The sequence below is a fragment of the Microbulbifer jejuensis genome (genome assembly GCF_047289955.1).
Classification (GTDB): Bacteria; Pseudomonadota; Gammaproteobacteria; order Pseudomonadales; family Cellvibrionaceae; genus Microbulbifer.
Genome location: NZ_JBLBUB010000020.1, coordinates 79,011 through 97,059, shown reverse-complemented (window position 1 = coordinate 97,059; position 18,049 = coordinate 79,011). Strand labels below are relative to the sequence as shown.

The window sequence follows — 18,049 nt, the reverse complement described above, 5'->3', positions numbered from 1 at the left end:
GAGGCTATCACAGGGTTTATCGATGCACATAACAAGGCTCCAAAGCCATTTGTATGGACAAAATCAGTCGATGAAATTTTGGCGAAGGTAGGAAGGGCTAGGCAGGCTCTTGCATTTCAGTAAATAGTTTAATACACCACACTAGGCATTCTACTGCATTTCCAATGACCTTAACCCAGGGCTTAGACTGGATTTATGGTAAGCATGAATAATTTGGGTACAGAAAGCCAGCCAAAATATCTGGCAAACCTGGCTGACCTCGCAATAAATTTTAGCCTTTGCTAGCGACGCAAGCTTTACAAGCTTCCACTGGGAAAGTATCGGAATGGATGAAAGACTGTATTTTAAAGGAAAGATAGGGTTCATTACGGGAGGAGCTTCTGGAATTGGAGCTTCGCTTGCCCGGCTACTCGCTGAATATGGCTGCCATGTAATTGTGGCAGATATACAGGAAAGGCTAGCCGCTCAGGTTGTAGAAGAAATTGAAGCTTTAGGGGGTACTGCTCAATCGGTGGTACTGGATGTGCGAGATCTTCAGGAATTTCACCGAATCGTCAATGATGCGCCTCATCTTGACTTTCTTTTCAATAATGCAGGAGTGGGTGTTGGTGGCTATATATCCGATCACGAACCGGAAGATTGGAGGATAGCTATTGATGTTAATTTGTATGGCGTAATCCACGGTGTTCGTTGCGGTTACGAAGTAATGCGAAAGCAAGCTTTTGGGCATATTATCAATACAGCGTCAATGGCAGGTTTGATTCCTTCACCAGCGATGGCGGCGTACTCTGCATCGAAGAGTGCGGTAGTATCACTTTCAAAATCTCTACGCGCGGAAGCAGCGGAGCTTGGTATTAAAGTGAGTGTCTTGTGTCCTGGCGCTGTGAATACCCCGATTTTAAAGGGGGGTGGCATTAATGGCAGGATGCCCACAGCAATACCACCAGAACAGCAAGCGGCAATATTTGAGTCACTCGGACCGATTTCGCCTGAAGCCTTTGCGAAGAGAGCGTTACAACAAATTGCAGCGAATAAGGAGGTCATTATCGTTCCGTCAAAACTAAAATTGTTATGGTGGTTGGAAAGGCTGTGGCCATCCATGCTCACTAATTTTGCTTTCAAACAAATGCAAAAAATATTACGGCCTCTGGGCTTACAAAGATAAGCTCGTTTTTCGTAACAGAGCTAACAAGGCTGTGAGATGTCGTCCACACAAAATATGGTTCGGGCTCGATAATGCCGCTGTTTACATGGCATTATGAGTCATCGTTGTACTGAGAGGGTCTTATGAATTTTGAAAAATGGAAAGTCACACGAGAGAAAGGTAAGAAAAGGTTTCTTTGGGTTAATGGCGCACTTCAATGGGGTATCACAACAGCCTTGCTGTGGTCTTTGGTCATGCAGGTCACTAATCCGGTTGAACCAATATGGTTTCGCCCGGCAGTGGCATTAGTCTTGTTTCCACTCGGTGGCTTGGTCTGGGCGCATTTCGTTTGGCAGTCCTCTGAGGCAAAGTACAAAGATCACGAGTATAAGGCTAATTCATAATAATCATAGGCAGGTTGCGCCGGCCCTTGGTGGGGTCTGTACGGGCGTTCAGTGTCGGCCATGAATTGTTTACATTGCCAAGAAGGAATAGATCTGGAAAGGGCACTTTCGACAGCTTCTTTTCCATGCTCGACCATGTATACGATGATGCCGATTGGGGTAATATATTGGTGATATACACAGTCATTACACCTAATAATTAGGCTCACCTATTAGTATTGTTGAGCTTAGCGAAGACTTTGCGGACATAGGCCGCAAAGCCCTTTCCAACAGGTTGCTAGAGGGTTCCGGTCAGCGCCATAATAAACAGATCGGGCGGCAATAGCTGGCCGTTGACCTGAAGCTGGCCGCGATTCACTTCGAGGAGCATCTGGAGTTTGCCATCCTGCTCCAGAAGCAGGCCGTATTCGCGCAGTAACAACGCTTGTGCCACCAAAGGCGACTGCAACAGAGCCGGTTCCGCTGCGCTCAGGGTCACGGTGGCCACCAAAGGCTTCAGCCACTGATTGAGGAGGTTGCCGTAACGCTGGCGTGGAGGGCGCTGCATGCCGCGCCAATCAATCTCAGCGTCCACCAGCACCGGACCGTTGCGGGATTCCACCGCCAGTTGTTGTTGCAATCGCAGCGGCGGGCGCATTGCGTTTGGCCAGTCCCTCCGTGCAGACGGCAGCAGGATACTCAGGTAGTGGCCCAGATCCACAGCCCTGATATTCGGCAGTGTTATCTGCTGTTGAACAGAGGTTATTGGAGTGGTCGATTCCACATCCGGCAACTGCAGGTCGCTGATCAGCTTGAGGGTATTTCCGGCCAGTTGTTCCAGGGTCAGGTTCAGGCTGATATTGCGCAGCGCCACCGGGCCGGAATCCGATTCCGTGCTCAGCAGTGACAGGTGTAACTGGGCATTTCCACCGCGGCCGGGTGTAAACTGAAAGGTTCCTTTCAGCGGCTCCACATAGAGTACCTCTGCACCCTGGCGGGTCTGGCGCAGGGTGCCCAGGTCCACACTGCCGGTGAGCACTGCCCCGGTATAGTCGGTTTCCACCGATACCTCACCGCCATCAAAGGCCAGTTCCCCGCGCTCACCGATGTGTTGAAAAGGGGCCAGGCGCAGGGTGTTGAGCACCCGGTTGTCCGCGGTCACCAGGGATTCAAGCACCAGCGGGCTGCCCTGCAGGCTACCGTACACCCCCTCCACCTGTGCGCGCAGCCCTGCCGGTAACTGTTCTGGCTGCAGGCGGGTCTCGCTGTAGACCAGCCCCACTTTGGGGCCCTGCGCAGTGAATAGCAGGGGGCCGTGGTGGATTTCGGTATGCAGCTCCGTCTTGTCGTTTTGCAGGGGAACCTGGGTATGGGCTTCGGCACCAAACCAGCCGCGCTGATAACCGGTGGATACCCCCCCCTGCAGCCTGCCCAGTTGTTGCTTCCAGATTTCCTCCACCTTCGGGCCGATAAACCCGGGTGCCGCCAGGGCGGAGATCACCAACATGGCGAACAGAATCAACAAGAGCGCGCGCAGCAGCTTCATAAGTACTCATTTTTGTGGCTGGAATTTCGTCGATGTTAGCAGATTGTGCGGAAATTGGTGCAATAGGGGCGTATTGCATTCCGCAGGCTGATAAGGGCTTGAAACGGTAACGGCAATCCCGCCTCAGAGACGGACCCAGGCAGGCACCACCGATCAGGCTTCAGGCAGCCAAGCGGCCCGGATTTTAGCCCGACAACCGCAGGGGTTACTGGATGAATAGAGCACGGAAAAACCGCCAGAGTCCGAAGGCGGTCGCAGGGTTTGAAAACCAGGCGGCAGCCTTTGTCCGCTACAGGGTGGAAAACTGCCTATAGTGTGGCCTTGTGGCGGGGAAAATGGCTTTTGCCCAAGCTCTGGCGCTGCCGGCGTATCGCCGGGACGGCACGGCGGAATACCACCCCTTAAACCGCCTCGCGCCACACCAGCTCCCGCTCGCGTGCGTAGTGGGGGACAAAGTGAAATTGCACCTCGGTGCCGCCCTCTTCGCGCCGGCGGATATGCAGTTTGCCGTTCAGGTTGCTGGCGCGCTCCTGCATGATGGACATGCCGAAGTGATTGCGTTTTTCCGGTGCACTGCTGATGCCGATGCCATTGTCGCGAATGCATACATTGAGGGCGTGCTTGTCGGCCTGGGTCAGGCTGATCTCCACCCTGTCTCCCTGGGAGTGGTACACGGCGTTTTGCGAGGCCTCGCGCACCAGCTGCAGCAGGTGGATTTCCTCGTGGGGGGTGAGAGGCACCTCATCCAGGTGGTAATCCAGCAGGATGCTGATTTGCGGGTGCTGCTCGCGGTAGGCGAGGATGGACTGCTCCAGGATACCGCGCAGTCCGCCGGGCCCGACCTGCAGGCGGAAGGTGGTGAGCAGTTCGCGCAGCTGGCGGTAAGAGGCATCCAGGCCCTGTTTCAGCTCTGCGATGATTTCCTCCACTGCGGCTCTGTCCACCTGGTCGCGGCGGTTGGCGCGGTTGAGGCGGGTCACCTGGATTTTCAGGTAGGAGAGGGACTGGGCCAGGGAATCGTGGAGTTCCCGTGCGATAATGGCGCGCTCATCCAGCAGGGCTACGCGCCGGTCCTGGGCTTCGCGCTCGTTGATGGCGATGGCGGCGGTGACGCTGTCGGCGAAGGTGCCCAGGCGCTGTTGCTGCTCTTCATCCAGACTTTCCCCACGGGGCAGGCTGCACATCAACACACCGTAGTTGCGCTTGTCCACTTCCAGGGGAAAGCGGTATACGTGGCTCTCGCCCTCCTCGGAGGGACCGCAGGTGTTCACGCACATACGGCACTCACTGCCGCTACAGTATTCGTTGCCCAGGCCCTGTACCAGGTGTTCATAGGGGGCCTCGCCCTCCGGGGTCATCAGGCACAGATCCAAATTGTTCAGGCTCGCCACATTGGCGAATTCACCCAGCCACTGGCCCAACTCGGCGCCGGGCAGGGGCCCCTCGCTGATGCGTCGCGCCAGGCGGTACTGAAAATCCAGCGCCTCGTGGCTCTTTTGCAGTTGCGCGGTTTTCAGCTCTACGCGGTGGGCCAGGTCCCGGTGGGTGGCGTGTATCTCATCGCTCATATCATTGATGGTGCGCGCCAGCACTCCGAGTTCATCCTTGCTGTCGATTTCCAGAGGGGGCTGATGGAAATTTCCCTGAGCGATGCTCAGGGAGCGGTTGGTGAGCAGTTTCAGGGGCTGCTCCACGGAGCGGTGCAGAATATACAGGGAGAGATATACCAGCACGACAGTGGCGAACAGGGAGCCCAACTGTACCAGGCGGAGTAAATTGATCTTCTCCTCGGCGATGGTCTGGTAGTCGAACACCAGGGTGTCCACATCGGTGATAAACGGTTCCAGGCGCGTGGCCAGTTGCAGGGAATCCATTGCAGATCGACCTGCGGCAATAGAGTCCAATAGTGGGCGGATCTCGCCTTCCCAGCTATCGATTACCTTGCGGAAATTCCGCGCCGCGCGCAGATTGTCGCTGGCGCTGAAGTCAGAAATGCTCAATACCCGTTCCAGGCGCCGCGCTACCCCATCCGTCAATTCGGCGGTGGCCTCGATATCGCCAGAGGGCGCTGTGGCGGCGAGCCGGTAACTCATGGCGCGCAGGGAGCCGGCCAGGTTCACCGCGGCGGCGTCATTTTCTGCGGCATCGGAGATGATATAGGACGCCACCATGGAGCTCAGTGCCACCAGTACGGTGAGCAGCATCAGGGTGCCGATGCGGTAGACGATGGACTCTCGGATTCGGTTCAGCATATCGGGTCGCTTTGCTCCCAGGGGGCTGTAGTCGGGTGCCTCCATTGTGCCGCCCATTGGCGCTCAAATTTGTGGGTACCCACAAAGAGCGCCAGTTTCGCACAAAACTCAACCTTTTGTCTGTTTTTTGATCAAGACCCTTGCCAATAGGGACCCCGCTGCAGATCGGGTTGAGCGCCAGCAGTATTTCCCTACCCATTCGGGGGTAGTTTGCCGCATTTCTACCCACTTTTGATCAGGTGATCCCCAAGGGGTGCGCTTTTATATTCCCCCTAAACCAAGGTTCTAACCGCATACCGATGCCCTGGGAGTACCGCATGAGCCATTTCCTGGACCGACTGAAATACCTGAAAAAACATAAAGAGCCCTTTTCCGGGGGGCATGGGGAAAAAACCGACGATGACCGCAGCTGGGAAGATGGCTACCGCCGCCGCTGGCAGTTTGACAAGATTGTGCGCTCCACCCACGGGGTGAACTGTACCGGCTCCTGCAGCTGGAAGATTTACGTTAAGGACGGGCTGGTCACCTGGGAGACCCAGCAGACCGATTATCCGCGCACCCGCCCGGACTTGCCCAACCATGAACCCCGCGGTTGCCCGCGCGGCGCCAGCTACTCCTGGTATATGTACTCGGCCAACCGCCTCAAGTACCCGAAGATCCGCAAGCGCCTGGTGAAACTCTGGCGCCAAGCCAAGCTGAACCACAGTGATCCGGTGGCGGCCTGGGCCAGCATCGTCGAGGACCCGGCCAAGGCGAAATCCTACAAAGAGCGCCGCGGTATGGGCGGCTTTGTGCGTATCAAGTGGGATGAGGCCAACGAGTTGATCGCCGCCGCCAACGTCTACACCACCAAGCAATACGGCCCCGACCGGGTGACCGGATTCTCGCCGATCCCCGCCATGTCCATGGTGTCGTACGCTGCCGGCGCCCGCTACCTGTCCCTGATCGGTGGCAACTGCCTGAGCTTCTACGACTGGTACTGCGACCTGCCACCCGCCTCTCCGCAGATCTGGGGCGAGCAGACCGACGTGCCCGAGTCCGCCGACTGGTACAACTCCAACTACCTGATCGTGTGGGGCTCCAATGTGCCGCAGACCCGTACCCCGGACGCGCACTTCCTCAGCGAAGTGCGTTACAAGGGTGCCAAGACCTGTGTGATCACCTCCGATTACTCCGAGTGCTCCAAGTTTGGCGACACCTGGCTGGCTCCGCGCCAGGGTACCGATGCAGCCCTGGCGATGGCCTTTGGTCATGTGATCCTGAAGGAATTCCACGTCGACAAGCCCAGCGCCTACTTCACCGAGTATGTGCGCACCACCACCGATATGCCGATGCTGGTGACCCTGGAAGAGCGCGACGGCAAACTGGTACAGGGCCGCTTCCTGCGCGCCTCCGACCTGGCGGATAACCTCGGCCAGGAAAACAACCCCGAATGGAAAACCATCGCAATCAATCACGATGGTCAGCTGGTCTCTCCGCAAGGGTCAGTGGGCTACCGCTGGGGAGAGCCCTCAACGAAAGAGGGGCGCGGCAAGTGGAATATTGAGCAACGCGACGGCCGCAATGGCGAAGAGGTGACACTGAAGCTCAGCCTCAAGGACTGCGCCGATGAGATTGCGCAGGTGGCCTTTCCCTACTTCGGTGGCCAGAGCCACGAGCACGACTACTTCCAGCACACCGATCACGATGACGTGATCGACTACAAGGTGCCGGTGAAATTCGTGCAAAACAAGGATGGCGAGATTCTCAAGGTGGCCAGCGTCTACGACTTGACGCTGGCCAACTACGGCGTTGAGCACGGCCTTGACGACCCCAACTGCGCGCAAAGTTACAACGAAGACAAGCCCTATACCCCCGCCTGGCAGGAAAAGGTGACCGGCTGCCGCCGCGACAACGTGATTCAGGTAGCGCGGGAATTCGCGCATACCGCCGACAAGACCCGTGGGCGCTCCATGGTGATTGTGGGCGCCGCGCTCAACCACTGGTACCACATGGATATGAACTACCGCGGCCTCATCAATATGCTGATGCTGTGCGGTTGTATCGGCCAGAGTGGCGGCGGTTGGGCCCACTATGTGGGGCAGGAGAAATTGCGCCCGCAAACCGGCTGGACCCCGCTCGCCTTCGGTCTCGACTGGCAGCGCCCACCGCGCCATATGAACGGTACCTCCTTCTTCTACAACCACGCCAGCCAGTGGCGCTACGAGAAGCTGGAGATGGAGGAAGTGGTATCGCCGCTGGCGGATAAGCGTAAGTGGCAGGCTTCCATCATCGATTACAACAGCCGCGCCGAGCGCATGGGCTGGCTGCCATCGGCGCCGCAGTTGGGAGTGAACCCGCTACAGCTGACTAAAGACGCCGCTGCCGCCGGCATGTCCGCCAAGGACTACACCGTACAGCAGCTCAAGCGCGGCGCGCTCAAGTTCGCCAATCAGGACCCGGACAACCCGCAAAACTTCCCGCGCAATCTATTTATCTGGCGTTCCAACCTGCTCGGTTCCTCCGGTAAGGGGCACGAGTACATGCTGCGCCATCTGCTCGGCACCAAGCACGGCCTGATGGGCAAGGACCTGGGCGAAGCCGGTGGCAAGAAGCCGGAAGATGTGACCTGGCACGACATCCCCAGTGAGGGCAAGGTGGACCTGTTGGTGACACTGGATTTCCGTATGTCCACCACCTGTCTCTACTCCGACATCGTATTGCCCACCGCCACCTGGTACGAGAAGGACGATCTCAATACCTCCGATATGCACCCCTTTATCCACCCCCTCACCAAGGCGGTGGACCCGGCCTGGGAAGCGCGCAGTGACTGGGATATTTTCAAGGGGGTAGCACAGAAATTCTCCGAACTGACCGACGGCCACCTGGGGGTGGAGAAGGATCTGGTGACCCTGCCGATCCACCACGATACCCCCACCGAAATCGCCCAGCCCTTTGGGGTGAAGGCCTGGTGGAAGGGCGAGTGCGATCTGATTCCCGGCGTTACCGCGCCGAGCATGATCGAGGTGGAACGCGACTACCCCAATACCTACAACCGCTTTACCTCCATCGGTCCGCTGCTGGAAAAGCTCGGCAATGGCGGCAAGGGCATCAGTTGGAACACTGATGACGAGGTGGACTTCCTCAAGAAACTCAACCGCACCTGGAAGGACGAGACTGCCCGCGATGGCCGCGCGCGTATCGACAGTGCCGTGGATGCCGCCGAGATGATCCTGTCGCTGGCACCAGAAACCAACGGCCAGGTGGCGGTGAAAGCCTGGGAGGCCCTGGGCAAGATCACCGGTCGCGATCACACCCACCTGGCCAAGCCCAAGGAAGACGAGAAGATCCGCTTCGCCGATATCGTGGCGCAGCCGCGCAAGATCATCTCCTCACCCACCTGGTCCGGCCTGGAAGATGAGCATGTGAGCTACAACGCCGGCTACACCAACGTGCATGAGATGATCCCCTGGCGCACCATCACCGGTCGCCAGCAGTTCTACCAGGATCACGAGTGGATGCGCGATTTTGGCGAGAACCTATGTGTGTACAAGCCCCCCATCAACCTGAAAACCGTACAGCCGGTACTCAACCAGAAGCCCAACGGTAATAAGGAGATCCTGCTGAACTGGATCACCCCGCACCAGAAATGGGGTATCCACAGCACCTACTCCGACAACCTGCTGATGCTCACCCTGTCCCGCGGTGGACCCATCGTGTGGATGAGTGAGCACGACGCCAAGCTGGCAGAAGTTGAGGACAACGACTGGATCGAGATTTTCAACGTCAACGGTGCCATTGCCGCCCGCGCGGTAGTGTCCCAGCGGGTGCCCGACGGCATGGCCATGATGTACCACGCCCAGGAGCGCATCGTGAATACACCGGGCGCGGAGACCACCGGCACCCGCGGCGGTATCCACAACTCCGTCACCCGCGCGGTGATGAAACCCACCCATATGATCGGCGGTTATGCGCAGCAGTCCTACGGTTTTAACTACTACGGCACCGTGGGCTGTAACCGGGATGAATTTGTGGTGGTGCGAAAAATGAACAAGGTCGACTGGCTGGATGGCGAAGATGTCAAAGAGCCGGCGCGAGAGGAGGTGTAGCATGAAAGTGAGAGCCCAGATCGGCATGGTGCTGAACCTCGATAAATGTATCGGCTGCCATACCTGCTCGGTGACCTGTAAAAATGTCTGGACCTCCCGCGAGGGGGTTGAGTACGCCTGGTTCAATAACGTCGAGACCAAGCCCGGTGTCGGCTATCCCAAGGAATGGGAGAACCAGGACAAGTGGAACGGCGGCTGGACGCGCAAGAAAAACGGCAAACTGCAACCGAAGATCGGCGGCAAGCACCGGGTGCTGGCAAACATTTTTGCCAACCCGGATATGCCGGAAATCGACGACTACTACGAGCCCTTCGACTTCGATTACCAGACTCTGCACAAGGCGCCGGAGCAGAAACACCAGCCGGTGGCCCGCCCGCGCTCGCTGATCAGTGGCGAGCGCATGGAGAAGATCGAATGGGGCCCCAACTGGGAGGAGATCCTCGGTACCGAATTCGACAAGCGCAAGAAGGACAAAAACTTCGAGCAGGTGCAGGCGGATATCTACGGTGAATTTGAAAACACCTTTATGATGTACCTGCCGCGCCTGTGTGAGCACTGCCTCAACCCCGCCTGTGTGGCGGCCTGTCCCAGCGGCGCAATCTACAAACGCGAGGAGGACGGTATCGTCCTGATCGACCAGGACAAGTGTCGCGGCTGGCGTATGTGTGTGTCCGCCTGCCCCTACAAGAAGATCTACTACAACTGGAAAACCGGTAAATCCGAGAAGTGCATCTTCTGCTACCCGCGTATCGAGGCGGGCCAGCCCACCATCTGTTCCGAAACCTGCGTGGGCCGTATCCGCTACCTGGGCGTGTTGCTCTACGATGCCGACCGTATTGAGGAAGCGGCTGCTGTTGAAGACGAGAAGGCGCTCTACCAGGCCCAGTGCGATATTTTCCTCGATCCCGGCGATCCCAAGGTGCAGGAAGCCGCCCGCGCCGAGGGCATCCCCGAAGCCTGGCTCGAAGCTGCGCAAAAATCACCCGTATATAAGATGGCCATCGACTGGCAGATCGCCCTGCCGTTGCATCCGGAATACCGCACCCTGCCCATGGTCTGGTATGTACCGCCCTTGTCACCGATCCAGAACGCGGTGCAGGCCGGCCAGGTGGAAACCGTAACCGTGGGCCGCGGCGCCGAGATCCCGGATCTCTCCACTCTGCGTATCCCGCTCCAGTACCTGGCCAACCTGCTCACCGCCGGCGATGAGAAACCGGTAGCCCGTGCTCTGGAACGCATGATTGTGATGCGCGCCTATATGCGCGGCATCCATGTGGACGGCATACAGGAACGCGAGCTGTTGGAGGCGGCGGGATTGAGTGTGGCCCAGGTGGAAGAGATGTACCGTTATATGGCCCTGGCTAACTACGAGGACCGCTTTGTGGTGCCCACAAGCCACAAGGCCTACGCAGAGAACGCCTACGATATCAAATCCGCTTGCGGATTCAGCTTTGGCAACGGCTGTAGCACCGGCAACGACAGCACCAATATCTTTGGTGGCAAAAAACAGACGGTGCGCGAAGTCATACCGGCCAAAGTGGTCGACTGAACGGGGGAGAACAGCTAATGAAAGTGTTAAATGTGATTTCGCGGTTGCTGGACTACCCATCCGACGAACTGGTGCGCAATCTGGACGTGCTGACTGGCTGGGTGGCGGAATCCGACGATCTGGATGCGCCTCTGCGGGATAAACTACTGGCCTTTATTTCCCACTACGAGCGTATGGACCCCCTCGATTGGCAGAGTGCATACGACGGCCTGTTCGAGCGCGGGCGCGCTGTGTCCCTGCATATCTTTGAGCATGTGCACGGCGAGTCGCGCGATCGCGGCCAGGCCATGGTGGACCTGTTGGAACGCTACCGCAGCGCCGGCCTGGCACTGAGTGAGCGCGAACTGCCGGACTATTTGCCCATCTACCTGGAGTTCTGCGCCACCCAGGGCGATGCGGCCTACGAGTGGGTACACGACATCACCCATGTGATCGCCCTGCTGAGCGCACGCCTGTCCCAGCGCGAGAGTCCCTATCACCTGTTGATGGACGCGCTGCTGCAGATGGCTGGAGTTTTCGTCGACTTGGCAGCACTCAAAGAAGAAGTGGCCAATGAGGAGCGTGACGACACCCCAGAGGCGCTGGACAAAATCTGGGAGGAAGAGGTGGTCAGCTTTACCGGCGCCAGCCAGTGCGACCAGTCAATAACGCGGCCCGGCACTGCACAGCGCCGGGATGGCCAGCCCCTCACCTGGATCGACGCCGCACAAAACTCTGCCCAGTCTGCACCACAGGAGTAACACGATGCATTATTTGAATACGCTGCTCTTTGCCATCTACCCTTTCATCGCCCTGACGGTGTTTCTGGTGGGGAGCCTGATTCGCTACGACCGTGACCAGTACACCTGGCGCACCGGCTCCAGCCAATTGCTGGAGCGCAAACAACTGCGCGTTGGCAGTTACCTGTTCCATATCGGGGTCATCGCCATCCTGTTGGGGCACTTTGTCGGCCTGCTTACGCCCAAGGCGGTGTGGCACTTCCTCGGTATCGAGGCCTCCACCAAGCAGCTGATGGCGATGGGGATTGGCGGCTTCTTCGGGGTGATCTGTTTTATCGGCCTCACCATCCTGATCAAGCGCCGCCTCACCAACCCGCGGGTACGCGCCACCACGTCAAAAATGGATCTGACCATCCTGCTGATGCTCTACGCCCAGTTGATCCTGGGGCTGATCAGTATCCCGGTATCCGCCGGGCATATGGATGGTGCCGAGATGCTAAAGCTGATGGCCTGGGCCCAGTCCATTGTCACCCTCGATGGTGCCGGTGCCGCCGCCGCCATCAGCGAGGTGAACATGATTTACAAGCTGCATATCCTGCTGGGCATGACTCTGTTTCTGATGTTCCCCTTCAGCCGCCTGGTGCATGTATGGAGTGTTCCGGTGCAGTACTTCCATCGCAATTACCAGGTAGTACGCGCCAGGGCGGCGCGCTGAACGAGATAAGTGGACAGGTGCAGCCCTTGCGTGGAGTTGAAACATGAAGACAGTATTGGCCTCAGACGCCCTTGGGCGCGATTTTGAATTGGCCGAGGCGGTGGCCGTCAACGGCCGCGAAGTTCCTGCAGATCTGATTTACCAGGAGATGCAGTATCAGAGTGCCGATTCGCCGCGCCAGGCGGTCTATCGCGCCGCGCGTGCCCTGGTGATCGGCTGGCTTTTGCGTGAACAGGCTGCCGGGCTGGGGCTGTGTGCTGCCGATGAGGACCTGCACAGCGCGGTTTTCGACCGCGCTGTGGCAGATCTGCTCAAGGGCAAGTTGGTGGTGATCCCGCCAGATGAAACCGAGTGCCGCGCCTACTTTGAAGCCCACCGGCAAAAATTCTGCTCCGACCCCCTCGCCGAAGTGCGCCATATCCTGATGCCGGCTGCCCCGGGCGATGCCGATACCCGTGCCAAAGCGCGCGCCGGTGCCGAGGCACTGCTGGAAGAAATCCGTGCTGACGCCAATCCGTTACAGACCTTTGCGCGCCTGGCCGGATTCCACTCCGCCTGCTCCTCCGCCGGGGCTGGCGGCAGCCTTGGCCAGGTGGGCCGCGGTGATACAGTGGACGCCTTCGAGCGCGCGGTCCTCACCCAGGGTACCGGTCTGGTGCCCTCGCCGGTGGAAACCCCCTACGGTGTGCATCTGATTTATGTGGAGCAGTGTGAACCCGGTCGCCCGCTGGAGTACACGTATGTGGCTGAGCGAATCCGCGATTATTTGCTGGAGAAGCGCCGCCGCCAGATGACGGGTGACTACCTGAACAGGCTGGTGGAAAGTGCGGAGATCACCGGGCTGGATTTGTCTGGCCCGAGGGTTCACTGAGGTGGTGGCAGTCTACCCGCGGATGTGCGGAAAGGTTAGGGGGGACTGCCTGATCTGGTTCTGATACGGTCGCAATCACGCGCTCGCCGCGCGCATTGTTGTGTTATCCCTGTTTCCCAATACAACACCGAGCACAAGGAACAGCAGGTGAACACTCAGGGTGATAAACACAAGGGTATTCAGTGTGGGAATGGGGTTACTGATAGGTGTCTCGTAGATCAGGGCTACCCTAACCACAAGGTAAATCCAAAACCCTATAAGCAAACAGGACACTGCTGCAACAGGCGATAGAGGGAGCCGTTTGCTGATGAAATAACCGGCTGCCAGAAACAGAAACCCGAAGCCAAGAATCTGTTGAACAATGGTTATCAGGACAAAACCAAGATCCAGGCTAAAATGGTCCTGAAACCACAAAAAGAATGCCTTGGGTATGGCGACAGCGGCAAGGTAGCCTGTAACAATCACACCGACTGCTGAAACCAAAATGCCAATACCAATGGCTACAAGCAGTTTACTGTATATACCCATGGGTATTCCTTCTTACGTATAATAGGCAAAGCAGTAATGCGAAGTATATTCTGTGTCTGGTAGACCGGACAGATACTTTTTAAGTAGCCATTCCTTCGTATCCACAGGTGTACAGTATGCATTCCCTGAGTGTATCGTCATGATTAATATTATATCTTCTCAGAGCATATCGAAATTTCTCGGTATTTTGCAATTTTTCTACGAATCCGCTCCGTTATTAAGGGAAGAAAGAATCCATATAAGGAATGCTGGAGCAGTGAATCCCTCAACTGGGGCTGAGAAATAGCCTAGGGCCTGTGCACACTGTTTAAAGTATCGACAATTCGCACAAAAGGAATAAAAACATAAAAATCACATCCAGTTTGTCAAAGCGAGAGAAAATTCTTCTGGAGCCCTTCAGGTGTCGAAACAGTCTCTCCACTTTATTTCGCTTTTTGTACGCCTCTACGTCGTATTCCCAGGTGCTCAATGGGTTACTGTTCAGTGGTACAACAGATGCCATGCCCAGATCAAATACCAACTGCCGGGTTTCATTGCCCTCGTAGGCCTTGTCCATATTCACTTTGGCACCATCCCAACCGCAGTTCTCAAGGCTTTTCAGCAGCTTTCGGCCCTCCGGAGGGTATCCAGCCTGTCTCAAAGACAGAGAAAATACTACGGCGCGAATATGGCCGGCTGAAACCCTATGAATTTTGGTGGTTCAGCCTGCTAGTGATTTGCCGATAGATTGAGGGGCATTTTTTAACGCGCCAGCGCTGTCTGGATAAACTTTAATAGCCGTAGAGTCAACAGAGATATGATTGACCTGAATATTGATCACATCACTTTTCTGGAGGGCCAGAAGGACTCCACTCAGCACACCTTGCTTGCCCTTACGGTTCGCCCGCATGTAGGCGCTGTGCCAACGGCCGAATTTCTTCGGCAGGCTTCGCCATTTGCAGTCATGCTCGGCTATGTAAAAAATGGCGTTCAGCACTTGTAGGTTGGATATTTTCACGTTGCCGCGCTGGAGAGGCAGAAAGTCTTCGATAATTTTGTATTGTTGTGCTGTGATTTCCATGCATCGATTATACAGGATTTGGTGTGAACAGGCCCTAATTCAAATAAAGCCCTTTGAGGGCATCATCTTATAAGTCCCCGTCTTTGTCGGGAGCCATTTAACTGTCAAGAAATAAAAGCTGCGCTGTCGAATAATAGGTTTGATGAAATATTCAGGTTACTAACAAGGCGGAAGGTAAGAATGATCTTGCCCACCAACGACGGACACTCTCTTAAGCGATAAACTACGCGACAGAGGTGACCCATGGCAAGACCAAAGAAATCAACCAAAACCACTCGCAAGCAATACTCCGAGGAGTACCGGTCAGAGGCCCTGGCGCTGGCGGCTAAGGTGGGCGTAAGCGCTGCAGCCAAACAGCTCGGCCTGCATGCCTCCCAAATCTACGGCTGGCGGAGTAAGGCTAGATTACACCAGGATCGAGGAGATGCCGAGAAACAGCTAGCGGCTGAGAATGCCCGGCTGAAACGGCAGCTGGCGGAGCAGGCAGAGGAACTGGCAATCTTAAAAAAAGCTGCGGCGTACTTTGCAAAGAGCCTGAAATGAGGTACGCCTTCATGCAAGAACACAGGCAAGAGTTCAGGGTCAAGGCAATGGTGCGGGTTTTGAACGTATCCCGCAGCGGCTTCTACGACTGGGTAGCCAGAGGAACACTCTGTTCCAAGCGACAGCAACATCGGGACCAGCTGGATCGCCAGGTACAGGAGTGTTTTACGGCCAGCAAAAAACGCAGTGGCGCACCGCGGCTGACAAAGGAACTGGCAAGCCGAGGTAATGTGTATAACCGTAAGACAGTTGCTGCCAGCATGCGGCGGCAGGGGCTGCGGGCTAAGGCAGCCAAGAAGTATAAGGCCACTACCTCCTCGAAGCACAATCTGCCGGTGGCTTCCAATCTACTGAAGCAGAACTTCAATGCTACGGCGGCGAATCAGAAATGGGCTGGGGACATCACCTATTTATGGACAGAAGAAGGCTGGCTATACCTGGCTGTAGTGATAGATCTCTACAGCCGCCTGGTTGTCGGCTGGGCGATGTCAGAGCGAATGACGGCCACACTAGTCTGTGATGCTTTGCGTATGGCCCTGAGGCGAAGAAAAATGCCTAGGGGAGTTATCGTGCACTCTGATCGGGGGAGCCAATACTGCTCCCGAGATTATCAGTCGCTGATCAAAGCGCATAATCTGGAATGTAGCATGAGCGCGAAGGGAAACTGCTACGACAACGCTTGCGCAGAAACATTTTTCCACTCACTAAAAGTAGAATCGATTCATGGCGAACGCTTTCCAACAAGACTGGCGATGCGTGAAACGGTGTTTGAATACATAGAAGTAGATTACAATCGAACCCGCCTTCACAGCGCCAACGGCTACCTCAGCCCAGAAGCGTTTGAGGCACAGCAAGCTGCTTAATGGCGTGTCCGTTGCTGGTGGGCAAGATCAGAATACCCTTATCTCGGGACCGTATGAGGCATGGATGCCGATTACGAGCGTACAGGGAGGTATTCACAGCGTGTCCCGAGAGGAGGGTACTCTTTGCTTCCGACCCGGTAGTAGGTGCACTCGGTGCTTACTATTGGGTACACATCAACACTGCAGCACTTTCCTGCTTTAACGAACTCCTGACCGTGGGCATCAGCCTGCGGCTGACCGGAATAGCCTGGCCATCAGTAAGCTGAAGATGATAGCCACCGGCTTCGCTGACAGTTTTGCCACTGAGTGCCACCACCTGCTCAAGGTTAACCAGAAAAGAGCGGTGTACCCGGATAAAGGTATTAGGTAATTGATCCTCGAGTTGTTTTAAGCTGCCTGAATAGAGTTTTTCACCCTGCTCAATAAGATGTAACTCCACGTAATCGCCGGCCGCTTTGCAGTAAAGGATGTCGCTGACCGGCACCCAAAGGGTTTTCCCTGCGGAGCTGACTTCCAGGCGCACTGGTGTGTCGGATTGGCTGTTTTGGGCCAGTTTATATTCCAGCTTGGCAATCAATTGCTGGTCGTTCTTGCTCTGCTGTTGTTGAAGGCGATATTCCTTTGCCTGTTGCACAAACAGGTACATCAGAAGCATTGCGATGATCAGGAAATGGATGATTTCATGAAAACTGGCTTGATTGGCTACGATGGTAATAACAACCAGCAACTGCACCAGAAACCAGCCCAGCCTGGCTTTTTGCCGCTGGCGGCGCCACACAATCAGCAGCTGTATCAGACTAACCAGTAAGGGAAAAAACACACCTGCGGTGGTTTTACTGTCAAAGCCCGGGGCCAGTAAAACAGCCGTGACTGTGACCAGCAAACTCCCATAGATCCAGTGCAGGGCATGACCAGCCATGGTTTTGTAGGAGCTGTAAACCAGGACCGACATGCCAAACAGTAGGGACAGGATGGTGACTGTGACCAAGCGCACGTCATGCCAGGGGTAGGTATAGGGGACCAGGCCCCGGGACATTTCCGTTAGCAATTGTAGTGCGGCTATCAGACACATGGCCCCAAACAACTTCTGGTGGCGATGCCCCAGCCGGCCAAAGCTGGCGGTAAAAAAGTACAGGGCGCCAAGTAGAAAGGCGCCGGTCAGAGTCAGCCCCAGCCCTCTGTATTGTTGCACAATAAGCCTGGGATCATGGTAGTGACCAAAGCCGATAAAGTGCAGGGGATAACCCAATTCCATCAGGCTATGCTGGGCAGACAACTCCAGAATCATTTCATTGCCTGTGTCTTTGAGCAGAACTTCGGGCAGATAGAACACCGTATCCATGGTGCCGGGAACTTCCTGCTTGTCAGCCGCAGGCGTGCCATTATTGCCTAGCAACTGACCGTTGAGGTAGACCCGACTGGCCGCCTTGCCCAACACAAATACCCCGTAAGGCGGAGTGAGTCGTTGCCAGTGCGAACTACGATCGAAGGTGAGCCTGAGCCACAGATAGGTGTGTTGGGGGTTAACCTGATAGATGGGTAAATCCCGGCATCCCGGGCCGTCAAAATCCGGCACCCCTTCCTGCATATCCAAAGGTTCGCAGATGCGGACAATATGCGCAGCATCAAAGAGGGTGGGAGCCTTGGCCAGGGTGTCGAATGGGCTCATCCATAGCAGCAGGCATAGTAAATACTGCCAGGGAGCAAAAAGACCGGATTTCAACGTATTCCCTTGTTGCCGTTCATCGAAAAAACACTACCGCTGAACGGTACAGGCCAGTAAAACCA

12 protein-coding genes and 2 pseudogenes are annotated in these 18,049 nt (G+C 56.2%); 9 read left to right on the top strand and 5 right to left on the bottom strand.

Translation table 11 applies throughout. The features are described from left to right. The 3 genes and pseudogenes from ACL7TT_RS13975 to ACL7TT_RS13965 all read left to right on the top strand — a co-directional run. Positions 1–123, top strand: a pseudogene (locus tag ACL7TT_RS13975) (IS630-like element ISCARN69 family transposase); the annotation flags it as partial. A gap of 202 nt (positions 124–325) precedes the next feature. Next, entirely contained in the window at positions 326–1,165 is an 840-nt protein-coding gene (locus ACL7TT_RS13970; protein ID WP_413396253.1) for an SDR family NAD(P)-dependent oxidoreductase, read from the top strand. 122 nt (positions 1,166–1,287) lie between these two features. After that, complete coding sequence (locus ACL7TT_RS13965; RefSeq protein ID WP_413396251.1) at positions 1,288–1,548, top strand: hypothetical protein; 261 nt, start codon at positions 1,288–1,290, stop codon at positions 1,546–1,548. 277 nt (positions 1,549–1,825) lie between these two features. Here the strand turns inward: ACL7TT_RS13965 and ACL7TT_RS13960 are convergent, their stop codons facing one another. Both ACL7TT_RS13960 and ACL7TT_RS13955 read right to left on the bottom strand, forming a co-directional pair. Continuing rightward, complete coding sequence (locus ACL7TT_RS13960; protein WP_413396249.1) at positions 1,826–3,073, bottom strand: DUF945 family protein; 1,248 nt, start codon at positions 3,071–3,073, stop codon at positions 1,826–1,828. Positions 3,074–3,474: 401 nt separating this feature from the next. Next, a complete protein-coding gene (locus ACL7TT_RS13955) occupies positions 3,475–5,325 on the bottom strand; it encodes an ATP-binding protein (RefSeq protein WP_413396248.1) in 1,851 nt (616 codons plus the stop codon). 317 nt (positions 5,326–5,642) lie between these two features. On the opposite strand from ACL7TT_RS13955, the gene ACL7TT_RS13950 reads away from it, so the two are divergent. Genes ACL7TT_RS13950 through ACL7TT_RS13930 form a run of 5 tightly spaced genes read left to right on the top strand, consistent with a single transcriptional unit; the run spans position 5,643 to position 13,267 of the window. Further along, positions 5,643–9,413 carry a nitrate reductase subunit alpha gene (locus ACL7TT_RS13950; protein ID WP_413396246.1) on the top strand — a complete coding sequence of 1,257 codons (3,771 nt, stop codon included), beginning with the start codon at positions 5,643–5,645 and terminating at the stop codon, positions 9,411–9,413. 1 nt (position 9,414) lies between these two features. Next, complete coding sequence (gene narH / locus ACL7TT_RS13945; RefSeq protein WP_299947349.1) at positions 9,415–10,962, top strand: nitrate reductase subunit beta; 1,548 nt, start codon at positions 9,415–9,417, stop codon at positions 10,960–10,962. Positions 10,963–10,979: 17 nt separating this feature from the next. After that, entirely contained in the window at positions 10,980–11,702 is a 723-nt protein-coding gene (gene narJ / locus ACL7TT_RS13940; protein ID WP_413396244.1) for a nitrate reductase molybdenum cofactor assembly chaperone, read from the top strand. 4 nt (positions 11,703–11,706) lie between these two features. Further along, positions 11,707–12,396 carry a respiratory nitrate reductase subunit gamma gene (gene narI / locus ACL7TT_RS13935; protein ID WP_413396242.1) on the top strand — a complete coding sequence of 230 codons (690 nt, stop codon included), beginning with the start codon at positions 11,707–11,709 and terminating at the stop codon, positions 12,394–12,396. A 43-nt stretch (positions 12,397–12,439) separates the two neighbouring features. Beyond that, positions 12,440–13,267, top strand: a complete 828-nt coding sequence (locus ACL7TT_RS13930) for a peptidylprolyl isomerase (protein WP_413396240.1) — start codon at positions 12,440–12,442, stop codon at positions 13,265–13,267. Between the two features lie 75 nt (positions 13,268–13,342). Here the strand turns inward: ACL7TT_RS13930 and ACL7TT_RS13925 are convergent, their stop codons facing one another. Both ACL7TT_RS13925 and ACL7TT_RS13920 read right to left on the bottom strand, forming a co-directional pair. Next, entirely contained in the window at positions 13,343–13,795 is a 453-nt protein-coding gene (locus ACL7TT_RS13925) for a hypothetical protein (RefSeq protein ID WP_413396238.1), read from the bottom strand. Positions 13,796–14,082: 287 nt separating this feature from the next. Continuing rightward, a pseudogene (locus ACL7TT_RS13920) lies at positions 14,083–14,855 on the bottom strand (IS5 family transposase). 243 nt (positions 14,856–15,098) lie between these two features. Between ACL7TT_RS13920 and ACL7TT_RS13915 the strand changes: the two are divergent. Next, positions 15,099–16,261, top strand: a protein-coding gene (locus ACL7TT_RS13915; protein ID WP_413396237.1) for an IS3 family transposase whose coding sequence is annotated in 2 segments (ribosomal slippage) — positions 15,099–15,369 and positions 15,369–16,261 — 1,164 coding nt in all. Because the reading frame shifts where the segments join, the coding sequence is not laid out codon by codon here. Between the two features lie 160 nt (positions 16,262–16,421). On the opposite strand, the gene ACL7TT_RS13910 is transcribed toward ACL7TT_RS13915, so the two are convergent. After that, on the bottom strand, positions 16,422–17,930 hold the full coding sequence (locus ACL7TT_RS13910) for a LytTR family DNA-binding domain-containing protein (protein ID WP_413396235.1): 1,509 nt from the start codon (positions 17,928–17,930) through the stop codon (positions 16,422–16,424). Positions 17,931–18,049: the final 119 nt, after the last annotated feature.